We start from the raw sequence: 16,475 nt of genomic DNA, 5'->3' as shown, positions 1-16,475 counted from the left end.
CTTACAGGGTTTTCTTCAATTTGATCTGTTCTACGTCCCCATCCGCTTTGATGGTCACGATTTTATCGACATAAGCACTGGCATTTACCCCATAGCTAAAGTGTCTTTCAATATCCGAGGAACCCTGATAGGTGTTGTTCACATAACGATCTCTACGGCCCACTACCTCAGTGGCATGCTGGGTATGCTCGTATCCAAAGCTAGAGTACAAAAGGTATTGTCCCGGCATCAGGTTGGTAAATTCAAAATGGCCTTCTTTATCGGTTACCTGAGTTACGCGGATACATTCGCGCGCTTCTTTAGGCAACTCTACCACCTTCCCTTGTTTGCCGTATTTTTTGCTTACCTCCATCCATTCTTTGAAATAATCGGTAAAAGGAAGGAGCATCACAACGGTACCAGGAGGTGCAAATTGCTTTTTATTAATGTTGAGAATGGCGATGCCTTTCAGACCATTGGAATTATCTCTGGCAAAAGCCTGGCCTTTGATGCTGGATTTCCCGGCAGTCACCAGTTTCATCGTTTCCTCTTTGCTGAATTTGGCTTTTTGCTCAACGGTAAAAGATTGGGCATGAACTGCTATCGCGGACAGCAGGCCTGCAAGCACAAGCCAGTTTACTTTCGCCCTTAGCAGGGTGCTTAAGGATTTAGGGATATTCATAAGGCTGATTTTTTAAACAAAGTTATTTCTATCAGGATATAAAATCAATACCTGTTTACCAGTAGAAATAACTTTGTTCCTTACTTCAATTCCAGAACTACTACTGAAAATGCGGGAAGTTTAAGGTTCAGTTTCCCATCTTTCAACACAGCCGTTTTATAAACCGCCGGCTTAATGGCTTCCGGGTTTTCAAATGTATTGTGGTCATCGACTTTTGCCGCGGTCAGGATACGTCCCGAAACAGATTTATAGGTTTTTCCGGTAATGTCAATTTGTATTTCTTCCGCTTTATTTTTATTGATGTTGACCACAGAAATATGTGTTAGTCCGGCAGCATCTTTTGATGCCGATACAGAAACTGAAGGTAGTTTTTCATTGCCAAAAACGTAATCCCCTGTTTTAACCGATACCGGAATCAGCGTTGCATCCTGATGTACTTTATACATTTCCATTACGTGGTAAGTTGGAGAAAGCAGCATTTTTTCTCCGCTGGTCAGGATTACGGCCTGTAAAACGTTAACACACTGTGCCAGGTTTGCTATTTTAACACGGTCACTATGGTTATTGAAAGTGTTTAAGGTAGTGCCTGCAATCATCGCATCACGCATGGTATTCTGCTGGTATAAGAATCCCGGGTTTATTCCTTTTTCCACGTCATACCATCCGCCCCATTCGTCAACCACAAGACTGATTTTCTTTTTGGGATCGTATTTATCCATGATGGCGGTATGTTTGGTAATCAGCTCCTCCATACGCAAGGCACTTTTCATGGTATCGAAATATTGCTGCTCGGTAAATCCCGTTGCAGGACCTTTTTTATCCCAGTTCGGGACCGAGTAATGGTGTAAAGCAATACCGTCCATCAGATTCAGCGGAATTCCTTTCATTAAAGTCTCCGTCCAATGATAATCATCACCATTGGCACCTGAGGCTATTTTATATAAGTTGCGTCCTTCCATAAAGGTTGCATACTTACGGTATTCGCCCACATAATATTCCGGGGTCATACTTCCTCCACAACCCCAGGCTTCATTTCCTACGCCCCAGAACTTTACGTTCCATGGTTTTTCCTGTCCGTTTTTAACGCGCAGGTCAGACATCGGACTGCGGCCTTCAAAATTCACATACTGCACCCAATCTGCCAGCTCCTGAACAGTACCACTTCCGGTATTTCCAGCCAGGTAAGGCTCCGTGCCCAGCAGCTTACACATATTCAGAAAGTCGTGGGTTCCAAAACTATTGTCTTCCGTTACCCCGCCCCACATCGTGTTTACAATTGATGGGCGCTGGTCTTTAGGTCCGATCCCGTCTTTCCAATGGTACCTGTCGGCGAAACAGCCACCGGGCCACCTCAGGTTTGGAATGCTGAGGTTTTTTAAAGCGGCAACAATGTCATTTCTTACCCCTGCAGTATTTGGAATTTTCGAGTTTTCCCCTACGTAAAATCCATCATAAATACAGCGGCCAAGGTGCTCGGCAAAGTGTCCGTAAATGTGTTTACTAATTTGTCCTGCAGGCTGGTCTGCCCCTAAGGTTACTGTAGTTTGCTGTGCCAGCAGCGACTGGCTACTACCCAGAATAAGCAGGGAAAGACCCAGCTTATGAAATAGATTTTTTTTGAACATCGTTATATTTGGTATAATCTAACTGGTTGGTTATTTACCGAATGTATATAATATTTATTAATCGTCAAATAGACGATTAATAAATAAATGTCAATTTGACGATTAATAACGATCTGAGGGGTATTTATTTTCATAAATACCCCTGGTATAGCAGGAAGTTTCAGGAAATAAAACTAAGTGCTTTGGTTACTTTTAAGTTTACCGATCACATAGTAAACCGGAATACCGATCAAAGTGATGATCAGACCTGGCCAGGTGAAGCGAGGTTTATAGATGATCAATAACAGGCAAAATGCCAGGCCCATTATGATATAGATCAATGGCAAAACAGGATATCCGAATGCTTTATAAGGGCGTTCTATATCAGGGCGTTTTTTCCGGAGGATAAAAATCCCTCCTATTGTCAGCATGTAAAACATCACCACCACAAAAGAAATCATATCCAGCAGGTCCCCATATTTGCCACTAAGGCACCATAGTGCAGCAACCAGGCATTGGATCCAAAGCCCAAAAGCAGGTACCGCATTCTTGTTCAGCGTACCTACTTTTTTGAAGAAAAGACCGTCTTTCGCCATCGAGTAGTACACCCTTGCCCCCGCCATGATCAGTCCGTTATTGCAGCCAAAAGTAGAGACCATGATCATCAATGCGATGATTACTGTTCCCGAGGCCCCGAATATCACCTGAGCAGCGGAAACCGCGACCCGGTCTTTATCCGCATGTCCGATGTCATGAAGAGACAGTACCCCTGTATACATGATATTGGTTAAAATATAGAGGACCATTACCATGATTGTGCCCAGGGCAAGGCTCAATCCTACATTCCGCTTCGGGTTTCTGATTTCGCCCGCCACAAAGGTTACATTATGCCAGGAGTCGCTACTAAAAATAGAGCCCACCATGGCTGCCGCAATTGCACCGAAAGCGGCCATGGTGGTATATGAACCTATGCCTGTTGACCCCCCCAGCGGTTTCAGCTCCCAGGCATCTTTCCAGTTCTGCTGCCAGATGTCATTCTGCATGAAAAACAAACCGAATACGATCAGGCCAAAAAGACTCAGCAGCTTGGCCAGGGTAAAGAAAGTTTGTATCGATTTGCCTGTATTTACCCCTCTGCTGTTTACATAGGTTAAAATCACAATCACCACAATGGCCAGCAGCTGTGCAGAAGAGACCTGCAGAAAGCCAAGGTCAGCCACGATCCGGTCTTCCCCAAACTGAGGCAGCAGATAAGCCGTAAACTTGGCAAAGGCCACTCCCACCGCGGCGATCGTTGCCGTTTGGATGACTGTAAAAAAACTCCAGCCGTACAGGAAACTGACCAGTGGATTGTATGCCTCTTTTAAATACACATACTGCCCCCCTGCTTTCGGGTACATCGAGCTGAGTTCCCCATAACTCAAAGCGGCAGTCAGCGTCATAAATCCGGTAATCAGCCAGACCACCAGCAGCCATCCCGAGCTGCCTACATTTCTGGTGATATCCGCGCTGACAATAAATATTCCCGATCCGATCATACTCCCTGCAACAAGCATCGTTGCATCGATTAACCGGAGTGAAGACTTAAATTCTGTTGGTTCCTCTTTCATGAATTTTTGCTTTGTTAGCTGATTGCTGCTTACTTATTGAAGTTGTAAAATTTCCATTGAGAGGTAAAATCCCTTTTTAAAGATTGTCCTGTTAAAGTTGCCCGGAGCATTTCCATTGGAATCAGGTTCTCCTTCATTACCCGGGTATGAAACTCATTATAGCTCATTTTACCCCCATCTACCAGTTCATGTTTTAATGCCATCAGTTGCAATCCTCCAATCATATAAGCCACCTGATACAGCGGACTATAACCACCCTCGAACGACCTCCGGACTTCTCCTTCTGCATTTGCGGGCTCATGCCCTACACGATCTACCAGGAAGTCCACACATTGCCCCGGTGTCCATTTGCCCAAATGATAATTCAGAGAGAAAATGATCCTTGCACAACGGTGCATCCTCCAGAACAACATCCCTATCCGTTCTTCCGGGCTTTTGGCAAAACCTTTATCGTATAGCAGCAACTCCCAGTACAGCGTCCATCCTTCTATCCCAAATGGCGTGGTAAAAAGTTCCCGGTAATTCTTATAGCGACTGTTCATGTAATATTGCAGATGATGCCCTGGAAGCAGCTCATGCTGTACCGTGCCTCTTGAAAAATAAGGGTTATTGCCCCGCATACTCATCAGTTTATCCCCTTCCGTCATGCTTGTTGTCGGATAAGAAATACTGATCTCCCGGCCTCCCGTGAAAAACGGATTGACCAGTTGTCTTTCTGCCGACATCATGACCATGCCCCAGGTTTCTTTTGCCAGCTCAGGAATGTTCATCAGGTCCTGCTTTTTGATAAAGTCCAGTGCATCGTCCTGTAACTGCACAATCAGTTCAGGTTGTTTGCCTGGTGCCACAAAGCTTTCCTTAACTTTCTCCTGGGCTTTCTTCCAATCTTTCCCGAAACCCATTTCTGCCGAGGCTTTTAACAACTCCTGATCGCAAAATGCAAATTCCTTCTCCGCGATTTTAACCAGTTCCTCAGGAGTATAAGGAATCATTTCGGCCTGTAATTGCGTCAACAACTCCGCCTGTCCGATTGGGTTTCCTTTTATTCCGTAATTGCTGTCTTTCTGAGCAGGTGCTTCCGTTCCTTTTTCAGCAAACAGCGAAGCATAATTATCTAAAGCCTGGACCAGGTTTCCATAAGGTTTCGACACCCACCAGTCGAATAAAGGATCATAGCCCTTATAAAATTCGTATACCCCACGTAGTCTTGTTTTCAAACCATAGATCACCTCATTGATATTTCTGATGTTTGCCTTGTTTAATGCCGCTTTATTTATCGATGTGGCGTTAAAAGTGCCGACTTCCTTAGCGATGGCGTTCAGCTTTGCCGCTACGGCCGGCCAATCCATGGCTTTTCCTCTGCGTCTTTCCTTTTCAATCGCATAAATCCCTGTTGCAAAAGGAATGTATTTAAGGATCGCTTTTTCATTGCTTTCGGTCTTTTCCAACTGAGCGATTTCTTTTTTGATTTCCTTTTTTAAGAGGAGGTAATCCACCTTTCCATATATACTGAAGGCATCAAAATTCATTTGTTCCATTCCTTTCAGGTACTCCTTCTGGATGGCCAGCAAACGGCTCCGCTGTTCCGGCGAATAATACACCCGGGCAACTTCGGGATAAGTCCCTTCGATGACATAAGGCGAATAAAAATCCTGGATGGCCCTCAGGTCCCTTTGATAAGTAATGATGGTCGTCCCCATTTCGCTGGTTTGCTCATAGAGACTGGGTACTGCTTTTTCCTGTGAAAAAATAGCTGATGGCAATAGGCACATGATAATAAATAGTAGTTGGTATGGTTTTTTCATCCTGCAATGCTGTTGATTCGACTTACGTTATGGTATTCATCTATATAGGCCCTTGGAGAGCGTCCGATTAAATTCTTAAACACCCGGTTGAAGTTCGCGATGCTATTGAAACCGGCTTTATAAGCCACGCCCGAAATACAGTCGGGCTTTTCATCCGAAACCAGGCTTTTACAGGCATCATTGATCCGTACTTCATTCAGAAAAGAGATGAAGGTATGCCCGGTATGCTTTTTAAAATAGCGACAGAAAGCCTGAGGCGTCATGTAAGCTGCGTTGGCCACATCTTCCAGGTCGATCCGGTTGTTGTAATTGCGCATAATGAAATTGATGATGTTGCTGAGCCTCATCCCTTCATGCTCCGAAAGGTTGGAAGAATAAAAATCAGGGCAAAGTGGTTCTCCAGCTTCCTCCACGCTTTGCAGGACTTCCAGTAGTCGTAAAAAAGCAAACAGAACTGCTGATCCTGTGGCTTCATGCAGCTCTTGCATCCGCCCGGCTAATGACGAAGCATAAGCCTCCGGAATTTTAAATCCGTGCTTGTTGTTCTTCAGAAAAGCGCTTGCAGTTTTCAGCTCAGGCATGTTGAACAAACCTGATAATCTGCCATTAGGGTTGAAATAAACAGAGCTTGCCCTGATGCATTTACTTTCATCACCCACAAAATACTCGGGGTTACTTTTGAATAAATGAGGCAGGTTGGCTCCGATTAAGAACAGATCGCCGGAACGAAATGCATGCATGTTATTCCCGGCGATCAGTGTGCCCTCTCCCCGCTCTACCCAGGTGATCTGCCATTCTTCATGACGGTGAAGATACTGATAGAAATAAGGTAACTCAATCTGTTCGGATATTACACTTTTATCATCCGGTACAAGCAAAGTAAAAGGAAGTACTTTCATGGTCGGTCTTTTGGTTAGTGGTTAGGTTGTGGAGCATTAATGTACAGATATTAACTACCAGTCAAGAATTCAATAGCAAACAGGTTAAAATACGGTCAACACATGCTAATATACGTCAAGTTAACGCTTATTATTCGCGATAAAATAAGCTAATTTGCACAATGGCTAAAATGCTAGTGGTATCGGCAAATTAATGCAATATCGGCCGCTGTTGAATTGCCTAATTTTATTCCTTTAAGATCGACACCAAAGCGAAAAATATGAACAGAACCCTTTGCACTAACCTACTAACGGCAGCATTGCTTTATGCTTTATCAGGTAATGCCCAATCCTACGTACCGAGATTAAACGATACCAGGATGACCGTTAAGAATACCATTCCCATCAAAGCTTATGCTTTCCAGCTCTCGGAAGTATCGCTGCTGGAAAGCCCTTTTAAAACTGCGATGAATGCAGATGTGGCTTATCTGCTTAAGATAGAATCAGATCGTTTACTGGCCGGATTCAGAAGCAATGCCGGTTTACCGGAGAAAGCGAAAAAATACGGAGGATGGGAATCGGATGGCCTTGCGGGGCATAGCCTTGGACATTATTTATCAGCCATTTCCTTTCAGTATGCTGCGACAAAAGATCCGGAGCTGTTAAAAAGAATCAATTATATTGTAGATGAACTTGTTGTTTGTCAGCAGGCCAGGAAAACCGGATACATCGGCGCCATTCCAAACGAAGATAACATTTGGGCAAGAGTAGCAAAAGGCGACATTGAAACCCGTGGTTTTGACCTGAATGGCGGATGGGCGCCCTGGTATACCGTACATAAAATCATGGCCGGTTTATTGGATGCCTATTTATATGCTGGCAATTCAAAAGCCTTAACCGTTTCAAAAGAACTGGCCAAATGGACCAGTGCTACCATCAACCACCTGACAGAGGAACAAAATCAGAAAATGCTCATTTGTGAGTATGGAGGAATGGCCGAAACCCTGGTGAACCTCTACGCAATTACCGGCAACAAAACCTACCTTGATCTTTCCTATAAGTTCTACGACAAGCGCATTCTGGATCCGCTGGCAGAGCAGAAAGACATTTTGCCCGGCAAACATTCCAATACCCAAATCCCTAAAATCATTGCCAGTGCCCGCAGGTACCAGCTTACGGGCGATAAAAATGACCTGGCCATTGCAGATTTTTTTTGGAAAACCGTGGTCAATCACCATTCTTATGTAACGGGCGGGAACAGCAATTATGAATACCTGAGTGAGGCCGATAAGCTGAACGATAAACTGACCGAGAACACTACAGAAACCTGCAATACCTATAACATGCTGAAGCTGACCCAGCATCTGTTTGCACTTGATCCCTCTTCTACATTTTTTGATTATTATGAAAAGGGATTATACAACCACATCCTGGCTTCTCAAAACCACCATACCGGTATGATGTGTTATTTTGTACCCTTGCGAATGGGCGGCAAAAAAGAGTATAGCGATGAGTTCAACAGCTTTACCTGCTGTGTGGGAACAGGGATGGAAAACCATGTCAAGTACAATGAAAGCATTTACTTTAAAGGTGCAGATGGCAGTTTATATGTGAACCTGTTTATCCCTTCGGTATTGAACTGGAAGGAAAAAGGTTTACGGGTTACCCAGGAATCTGCCCTGCCTTATGGCGATAAGACCAGCCTGCGGATCAGCACAACCAAGGCTGCTAACTTTGCCATACGGATCAGAAAACCGAAATGGTCTGCTGATGCTACAATCCTGGTTAATGGAAAACCAGCAAATGTAACGGAAGAAAATGGCTACTATGTGATCCGCAGAACCTGGAAAAACAAGGATCAGGTAGTCTATACCACACCTGAAAAACTGTATACAGAGGCTATGCCCGACAATCCCAACCGCAGAGCTGTATTTTATGGCCCGGTATTATTGGCCGGCGACCTCGGATTAACGGAACCAGATCCGGTGCAGGGCGTACCCGTATTTGTAAGTGCCGAGCAGGATCCTAAGGAATGGTTAAAAATGGTGGATCAAAAGCAGCTCAGCTTCAAAACCACAGGCATTGCAAAACCTCATGATGTGACACTCATCCCCTTCAATCAAACAGAAAATCAACATTATAGTGTCTACTGGGATGTTTTCACGCCTGAACAATGGCTGGTACAGCAAAAGCTGTATGAGGAAAAAAAGCGACTCCAAAAAGAACTGGACGACCGGACCACCGATCTTTTCAGGTTTGGGGAAATGCAGCCGGAGCGCGATCATAACTTCCTATCCGAAAAAGCAACGAGCGGTGAGGAACATGGAAAGAAATGGCGTATGGCCGGAGAAGAAGGATTTCTTCAGTTCGATATGAAAACAGATCCAAAACTCTCCAATACCCTTATTGCCTCCTATTGGGGAATGGACAACCGGGGAAGGAACTTTGAAGTATTTGTAGATGGAACATTGATTGCCACCGAAGACCTCAACAAGTATAAAGAAAGTCGTTTTTATGAGATCTCCTATCCCATCCCTGCTGCATTGACCAATGGCAAAAGTAAAGTAACAGTTAAACTGGTTCCCAAAGCAAAAAACAGCGCAGGGCCCATTTATGTGATACGGGCAGTTAAGGGATAGCTTAAGAAGCACCTGGAACCCATGCACTTCCAATATGTTTTAATTGATGGCAGTATTCTGATCTTACCCGAAGAAAACATAAACGAATGGTGAGTACGGAAAAAGATCCGTTCGGGAAGTGCATCTTCCAGTATTTTTAAATGGTAATTAATCTTATTTTAGGAGCATGAATTTACTCAAAGGATAAAGCCAGTTACCAATGAAAAGAACGTTTTTAAATCAGGAGGGGGAATCCAATAAACTTTGGACAGTTGAAATCAAGGGCACAAGTTATACCGTCACCTTTGGCAAAGTGGGCGCGAAAGCAAGGGAAAACACAAAGGAATTTGTTGATGAAGCGAGCTGTACCAAAGAAGTAGAAAAGCTGATCCTAGACAAACAACGCAGCGGTTACAAAGAATTGGCAGCGGGTCAGGCCATTCCCGAAAAAACCGCAGCGAGCTACCGCCCGATGGATGAAGATGTGTTCTGGGAGGTTATCGCTGCTTTCAACTGGAAAAAGACCGGTGATGATGATGCGGTATTAAAACCTGCATTGAAAAAACTGGTTGCCATGGAAGTAACCGACATCCAGCAATTCGCTGAAATTCTTTCGGAAAAATTATACCAGCTGGATGGTCTTGCTTATGCTTCCAATATCGGTCCGGACTCTTATAAAGACGGCAAACATTTTTCCGTTGATTATTTCCTTTACGTTCGATGCTGTGTGGTTGCCAATGGAAAAGAATATTACGAACATGTGCTCAGTAATCCGACCGAGATGCCGGAAGAAATGGACTTTGAAGCCTTGTTATATCTGGCAGACGAGGCCTACAATAAAAAGATGAACACCGAAGACGAAAATCTGTATACCAGACTTTCTTATGAAACTTATAGTAATGAAAAAGGATGGCCGGCATAAATGCCAGCCATCCTTTTTCATTATTTCACTTTCCATTCCTGAATACCCGAAGATTGTTCTACTGGCAGCTGGACCTCCAGTTTCAGGGCTGTGGTATGTACAGGTTTGAATTTAATCACATTAAACCGGTCTTTAGCAATTCCGGAATCGCTGGCAATCTCTACCGGTATCCATTTCCCCTCCTTCAGATACAGGATCTGATAAGAAAGCGGGATGCGGCAGCCACCCCAGGGTTGATCGTCATACCAATAGACTTCTGACTCTGAAACGGTCTGAGCTTCGGCAAAATCATATTGAACATATTCTTTACTGTTCTTTTTTGGCCACCAATGGAGGTAGGGATAATTGGTGTCTTTTGAATCTACCGGTTCGTATTGGTCTCTGATGGCTTCCAGCAGGCGTTTATTATCTGAAGAAGCGCTCACCTTGCTTAGCGATGCAATGGTTGGTGCAGGTTGTGGCCGCGCCGAGGAAGCTTCATAAGGAATCCAAACCGTCATATCACTTGGTCCGCGGTTAGCCCAGGCATAATATGGTATGGCGGTTACTTTTTGTTTTACCTCAATCAGTTCATCCGAGTTCAGCTGTCTTTTGGTACCGGTTCCTTCTACTAAGATCTCCTGAATTTCGTTTAGTTTGGCTTTGTTAAATGTGGTCGTTACAGGAGCATTTTTGTCGACCATAATGTTTTGAACCAATCCGTCTTTATTGTCCGGTCCCTCCAGGCAGTATACAATTGGCCCGCGCTGAAAAGCAAACCTGCCCACATCATCTTTGACATTCGCATTGGCTACGACCTTTTCTACTTCCATCGGCAGGTCCAGGCTCAGCTGATCACCTTTTTTCCATTTGCGTTCTACTACCGCATAACCTTTAATCATTTTATAGGTTGCAGGTGCACCGTTTAACAGCAATTTGAAAGTAGCCTTATTCGGGTCCATGTAGCGGTACAGATCACCAGGTACCGGCGACTGTGCGGCCCAGCCAGGGATGCGGATATGAAGGGCAAAAGTGGATGATTTTGCGGGGTCAACGCTCAGCTCTACCTTTCCGTTCCATGGGTAACCAGTGGCCTGAGTCAGCTTCACCTTAGTGGTTTTAAGATTGACATCAGCGGTATTGCTCATAAACAGATTCACATATAAATCATTGTTGTTCTGCGCATACACATAGCCCGGTACAGAAGGTAAAAACCGCGTCATGTTAGAAATGCAGCAGGCGCAGGCAAACCAGGCACTGCGTTGGTGCTGGTGCATAGAAGCCAGTGGGTTCGGGTAAAAGAAACGGTCGCCGCTTAAAGATACCCCCGAAAGTAAACCATTATACAGTGTTCTTTCCAGGACGTCCATATATTTCGCATCACCATGCAACTGGAACATCCTGCTGTTCCAGTAAATGTTTGCTATTGCCGCACAGGTTTCTGCATAGGCAGACATGTTTGGCAACTGATAAGCCGCTCCGAAAGCTTCTCCATTACCGGTAGCACCTATACCGCCCGTGATGTATAATTTTTTATAAACCACATCTTCCCATATTTTATCGATGGCATTCAGGTATTTCTGGTCGCCGGTCAATGCAGCCACATCAGCCATTCCGGTATACATATAAGTAGCGCGTACGGCATGTCCTACAGCCGTTTGTTGGTCGATTACCTTTTCGTTTGCCTGATTATAAGGATCGCCCTTCGGTCCCCTTACATCCAGGAAAAACTTGGCCAGGTCCAGGTATTTCTGGTTACCGGTAATGCGATAAAGACGAACCAGGCCAATTTCTACAATCTGGTGGCCGGGATAGATCTGTAGTTTCCCCGGGCCGAAAACTTTAACCAGCAGGTCCGCATTTTTGAGGGCAATATTCAGTAATGTCTTTTTACCTGTCGCCTCATAATAAGCTGCTGCCGATTCATATAAATGACCGGCATTGTACAATTCATGGCTCAGGTCTTCTTCCTTTTCCCATCTTTTATTTCCGATCCATTCATGAGGTTTTTTTACGTTTGCAGTACGGAATGTAAATAAGTACCCGTCCTTCTCCTGCGCTTTACCGATAATGGTAATCAAGGAATCGATATAATGTTCCATTGCCGGATCTTTCTTCACCTGCATCGCATAGGAAGCTCCTTCGATCACTTTATAGACATCTGTATCATCAAAAGTAAACTGAGAAAGTGTGCCTCCTTCAGTTGGGCGCCCTTCGATTTCATGGGCGGCCATCAGGAAATTGTTTATCCGGCCGTTTTCCTCACACTTCTGCAAAGTATAGGGAATGGTAATTGTGGCATTCACCTGCATTTTTGGTGCCCAGAACTGATCATTTACATGAACATGGGTAAATGCAACCGGCTGTATCGGGTAGTCTTTCTTCTGCTGTGCCCTTGCAGGAAGCACCGCTGTTCCGGCAGCCAGTATCAGGAATAATGATTTCATTGTGGTCGGTTTCATCGTTAGGTCAGGTCTTGTAAGTTGTACCTGTAAAAATATGGAACCGGCCGGCTTATCAATGCTTAAAATTTAACCAGATGAGGTTGTATCTTACCTTTATTAAGGAGAATATTAAAGTACTAGGGAGAATATTAAAGGGAACCGGTGCTGGAATTCCTGATGAAAAGCTGAGAGGGAAGCACCCGGCTTTCTTCAGTCCATATCAGGTCCTTTTTTTTCAATGCTCTAAACAGGATATTGGCCGCTAATTCCCCCATTTCAAACGCGGGCTGTGTAATGGTGGTTAAGGACGGGTTAAGTATGGCAACAGTAGAATCGTTGGAGAAAGAAACCACTTTTAGATCCTCCGGAATCCGAAGGCCCAGTTCCATAGCAACCAGATAAATATCCGTTGTCATTTTACTTACCGTGGCTACTATACCATCCGGTCTGCCGGCAGCCTTAAACGCCTTTCTGAGCTGTTCAAGATTTTCAGCGGGATCTTCGCTATAATCGATGACGCAGGATGCATCATATGCCCTCCCACTGTCCAGCAAGGCCCGCTGATAACCCTGCATTCTTTTAGAGCTGATGGACAGGGAATCTGAGATGGATAGGATGGCGATCTTTTTACAGTCCTGGTCTATCAGGTGCTGTGTGGCCTGATAACCACATTCCTCATCATTTGTGGTGATCTTTGCCGTATCAATTTCTTCACATACCCGATCAAAAAACACCATCGGAACGATCTTATTCAAGGTTTTCAGGTGCCCAAAAGTATTAGTTTTCATGGTAAGAGACATGATGACCCCGTCTACCCTTCCGGATTCCAGGTCCTTTAAAATCGTCTTCTCCCGCTCAAATCGCTCATGAGTCAGATAAATCAAAGCATGATACCCTTTTTCTATGGCCACCGATTCAATGCCATTCAGGGCCAGAGAAAAGAAACTATCTGCCACTTCCGGGATCACCACAGCAATGGTATTGCTTTTCTTTTCACGCAGGCTTCCTGCATAAGGATGCGGTACATAATTTAAAGCAGCAGCCAATTCCAGGACACGCTGTTTTGTGCTCTCGCTGATTTCGTGGCTATCATTTAAAGCTTTGGACACTGCGGCAGTTGACAAGTTCAGCTCCTTAGCCAACATTTTAATGGTAATGTTACCCATTTTACTAAAGGTGGTTTGGTTAATCTGGTTAGCTTGATCATTTACTTAATCGGTTAAGTAAATAAATCCGGTTAGAAGATGAGCATCTACCCTTTCAAAACTACAACTTTAATATAATAAACAGATTGAATTAACAATTAAGATTAATCTACCATCCTATGAATACTAACCAAATCAATTCCGCAGCAGCACACGATGGCCCTTTAGATAATTTAGATGAATGGGAACACGATGTATTGAACCGGTATCCGGATCCTGCTGCCATCAATAAAGAAAAAAAAGAAGAAGAATTCAGAAATTATGAGGAAACCGTAAAAGATGGGGTAAAGGAATTTTACCGGCTAAACCATACTTACCAGACCTATGATTTCGTGATGCAGAAAAAGGCAGATTACCTGAAGTTTGATAAAAAAGAGATGCCGATCTGGAAAGCTTTTGATTTTTTAAATGAGCTGGTAGACGACTCTGATCCCGATACAGACTTAGATCAGATGCAGCACCTGCTCCAGACTTCAGAAGCCATCAGAAATGACGGACATCCGGATTGGATGGTATTGGTAGGCCTGATCCACGATATGGGAAAGGTACTTTGCTTATTCGGCGAACCACAATGGGCGGTAGTCGGAGATACTTTTCCGGTAGGATGCGCCTATTCTGATAAGATTGTTTTTCCTGAATTTTTCAGTCAGAATCCGGATTTCAACAATGAAATCTATCAGAGCAAACTGGGAATCTATACCGAAAACTGTGGTCTCGATCAGGTACATATGTCATGGGGCCATGATGAATATGTATACCACATGATGAAAGATTATATTCCTGAACCAGGCTTGTATATGCTGCGTTACCACTCCTTTTATGCCCAGCACCGGGAACATGCATATGATCATCTGATGAATGAAAAAGACCATGAACTATTTAAATGGGTCAACCTGTTTAATCCATACGACCTATACTCCAAGAACCCCAACCAAAAAAGCTGGGAGGAACTGAAACCCTATTATGAGGCATTGGTAAGCAAATACCTGCCGGCTACGCTGAAGTTCTAAGCTCCTGAGCTTTTTTAAAGCCCTGCTATTGTACGAAAGCACCACATTTCGTACAATAGCTGTGAAAACTGTGATAAATACCGAGAAGATCAAACTATGAACCAATTACAAACCTCAGACTACATTGTTTTTTTTGTTTACCTGATCGCCGTATCTGCCTATGGCTATTACATTTATCATAAGAAAAAATCCAGCAACCTCAGCTCCAGGGATTTCTTTCTTGCGGAAGGTTCCTTAACCTGGTGGGCAATCGGGGCCTCTTTAATCGCATCAAACATTTCGGCAGAACATTTTATCGGGATGTCGGGTTCCGGTTTTGCATTGGGACTGGCCATTGCCTCTTACGAATGGATGGCAGCAGCCACCTTAATTATTGTGGCGGTTTTTATCATTCCCGTTTATCTGAAAAATAAGATTTTTACCATGCCGCAGTTTTTATCGAAGCGGTACAATGATAAAGTCAGCACCGTAATGGCCGTATTCTGGTTACTGGTTTATGTATTTGTGAACCTGACCTCCATTATTTATCTCGGTGCACTGGCCATTTCCTCCATCTCTACCCTGAGTTTTGAATGGTGTATTTTTGGTTTAAGTGTTTTTTCAATGGTGGTTACCCTGGGAGGAATGAAGGTGATCGGTTATACGGATGTTATCCAGGTGGTCGTGTTGATTATTGGCGGTTTAATCACCACTTATCTTGCACTTTCCCTGCTTGCTCAGGAATATGGATTTGGTCAGGATATTTTCAAGGGGCTTTCTGTTTTAAGGAAGGAAGCACCTGAACATTTTCATATGATATTTGATTCCTCGCACAAATACTATAAAGAACTTCCAGGCCTCTCTGTATTGATTGGAGGTATGCTCATCAACAACCTCGCCTATTGGGGTTGCAATCAGTACATTGTGCAGCGTGCTTTAGGCGCCGATCTGGTTACCGCACGTAAGGGGATTTTATTTGCTGCATTTTTAAAATTGCTGATTCCGGTAATTGCCGTACTTCCGGGAATTGTGATGTATGTGTTGCACCATAAAGGCTTGTTTCATGCGGAAATGTCTGTTGCAGGCGTAGTAAAACCAGATCATGCGTATCCAACCTTAATGAATCTACTGCCGCCAGGTGTAAAAGGCATTGCATTTGCCGCGCTTACCGCAGCCATTGTTGCTTCACTGGCAGGTAAGGCAAACAGCATATCGACCATTTTCTCTTTGGATATTTATAAGAAATACTTTGAAAAGGACGCAGCTGATAAAAAGATGGTCAGTGTTGGCCGCTGGGCAGTTGTCATTTCCATCACTGTTGCCGCCCTGGTTACCCCCGCATTAAAATCACTGGATCAGGCTTATCAGTTCATACAGGAATATGTCGGTTTTATTTCTCCTGGTGTACTGGCCATTTTCTTACTTGGTTTTTACTGGAAACGGACCACAGCTGCAGCAGCGATGACCGGAGCCTTATTGACCATTCCAATTTCAACCGTATTGAAATTCCTGCCGCTATGGACAAACGGAGCATTTCCGGATTATCCTTTCCTGGACAGGATGACCATTGATTTTGTTTTAATTGTGGTCATCATGGTGATCATTAGTTTGTGGAAACCGGAAAAAGAGGCTGATCAGCGGGCCATTGAAGTGGACCCCAATATGTTTAAAGTCAACACCGGCTTTGTCATCGGATCCCTTCTTATTATGGGTATACTGACCGCCCTTTACACCGTGTTCTGGTAGGAAATCAAGATCCT

General features: G+C 44.1%; 11 protein-coding genes. 4 read left to right on the top strand and 7 right to left on the bottom strand.

Annotation, left to right across the window (positions count from 1 at the left end; translation table 11 throughout):
• Position 1: 1 nt before the first annotated feature.
• The 5 genes from BFS30_RS21175 to BFS30_RS21155 form a co-directional block, all read right to left on the bottom strand.
• Positions 2-661, bottom strand: a complete 660-nt coding sequence (locus BFS30_RS21175) for a hypothetical protein (RefSeq protein WP_069381112.1) — start codon at positions 659-661, stop codon at positions 2-4.
• A gap of 80 nt (positions 662-741) precedes the next feature.
• Positions 742-2,286 (bottom strand): alpha-N-arabinofuranosidase, encoded by a 1,545-nt coding sequence (locus BFS30_RS21170; RefSeq protein ID WP_069381111.1) that lies wholly within the window; start codon positions 2,284-2,286, stop codon positions 742-744.
• A gap of 173 nt (positions 2,287-2,459) precedes the next feature.
• Positions 2,460-3,875 carry an APC family permease gene (locus tag BFS30_RS21165; RefSeq protein WP_069381110.1) on the bottom strand — a complete coding sequence of 472 codons (1,416 nt, stop codon included), beginning with the start codon at positions 3,873-3,875 and terminating at the stop codon, positions 2,460-2,462.
• 29 nt (positions 3,876-3,904) lie between these two features.
• Positions 3,905-5,680, bottom strand: coding sequence for a DUF885 family protein (locus BFS30_RS21160; protein ID WP_069381109.1), 1,776 nt, complete (start codon positions 5,678-5,680; stop codon positions 3,905-3,907).
• A complete protein-coding gene (locus BFS30_RS21155; protein ID WP_069381108.1) occupies positions 5,677-6,579 on the bottom strand; it encodes an AraC family transcriptional regulator in 903 nt (300 codons plus the stop codon). Before BFS30_RS21155 ends, BFS30_RS21160 begins: the two co-directional genes overlap by 4 nt.
• Positions 6,580-6,839: 260 nt before the next feature.
• Here BFS30_RS21155 and BFS30_RS21150 point away from each other — a divergent pair, with 260 nt between their 5' ends.
• Positions 6,840-9,197, top strand: coding sequence for a glycoside hydrolase family 127 protein (locus tag BFS30_RS21150; RefSeq protein WP_069381107.1), 2,358 nt, complete (start codon positions 6,840-6,842; stop codon positions 9,195-9,197).
• Positions 9,198-9,396: 199 nt separating this feature from the next.
• Complete coding sequence (locus BFS30_RS27555; RefSeq protein WP_083252162.1) at positions 9,397-10,098, top strand: DUF4240 domain-containing protein; 702 nt, start codon at positions 9,397-9,399, stop codon at positions 10,096-10,098.
• Positions 10,099-10,118: 20 nt separating this feature from the next.
• Here BFS30_RS27555 and BFS30_RS21140 read toward each other — a convergent pair whose 3' ends face one another.
• Positions 10,119-12,524, bottom strand: coding sequence for a glycoside hydrolase family 127 protein (locus BFS30_RS21140; RefSeq protein ID WP_083252337.1), 2,406 nt, complete (start codon positions 12,522-12,524; stop codon positions 10,119-10,121).
• A 146-nt stretch (positions 12,525-12,670) separates the two neighbouring features.
• Positions 12,671-13,687 carry a LacI family DNA-binding transcriptional regulator gene (locus tag BFS30_RS21135; RefSeq protein WP_069381105.1) on the bottom strand — a complete coding sequence of 339 codons (1,017 nt, stop codon included), beginning with the start codon at positions 13,685-13,687 and terminating at the stop codon, positions 12,671-12,673.
• Between the two features lie 158 nt (positions 13,688-13,845).
• Here BFS30_RS21135 and BFS30_RS21130 point away from each other — a divergent pair, with 158 nt between their 5' ends.
• Both BFS30_RS21130 and BFS30_RS21125 read left to right on the top strand, forming a co-directional pair.
• On the top strand, positions 13,846-14,736 hold the full coding sequence (locus tag BFS30_RS21130) for an inositol oxygenase family protein (RefSeq protein WP_069381104.1): 891 nt from the start codon (positions 13,846-13,848) through the stop codon (positions 14,734-14,736).
• A 96-nt stretch (positions 14,737-14,832) separates the two neighbouring features.
• The gene (locus tag BFS30_RS21125) at positions 14,833-16,461 is read left to right on the top strand and encodes a sodium/sugar symporter (RefSeq protein ID WP_069381103.1); all 1,629 of its coding nucleotides are present in this window, start codon (positions 14,833-14,835) and stop codon (positions 16,459-16,461) included.
• The last annotated feature ends 14 nt before the right edge of the window (positions 16,462-16,475 follow it).

Source organism: Pedobacter steynii (assembly GCF_001721645.1).
Classification (GTDB): Bacteria; Bacteroidota; Bacteroidia; order Sphingobacteriales; family Sphingobacteriaceae; genus Pedobacter; species Pedobacter steynii_A.
The sequence above is the reverse complement of the archived record's forward strand: the minus strand, read 5'-3'. Positions and strand labels throughout refer to the sequence as shown.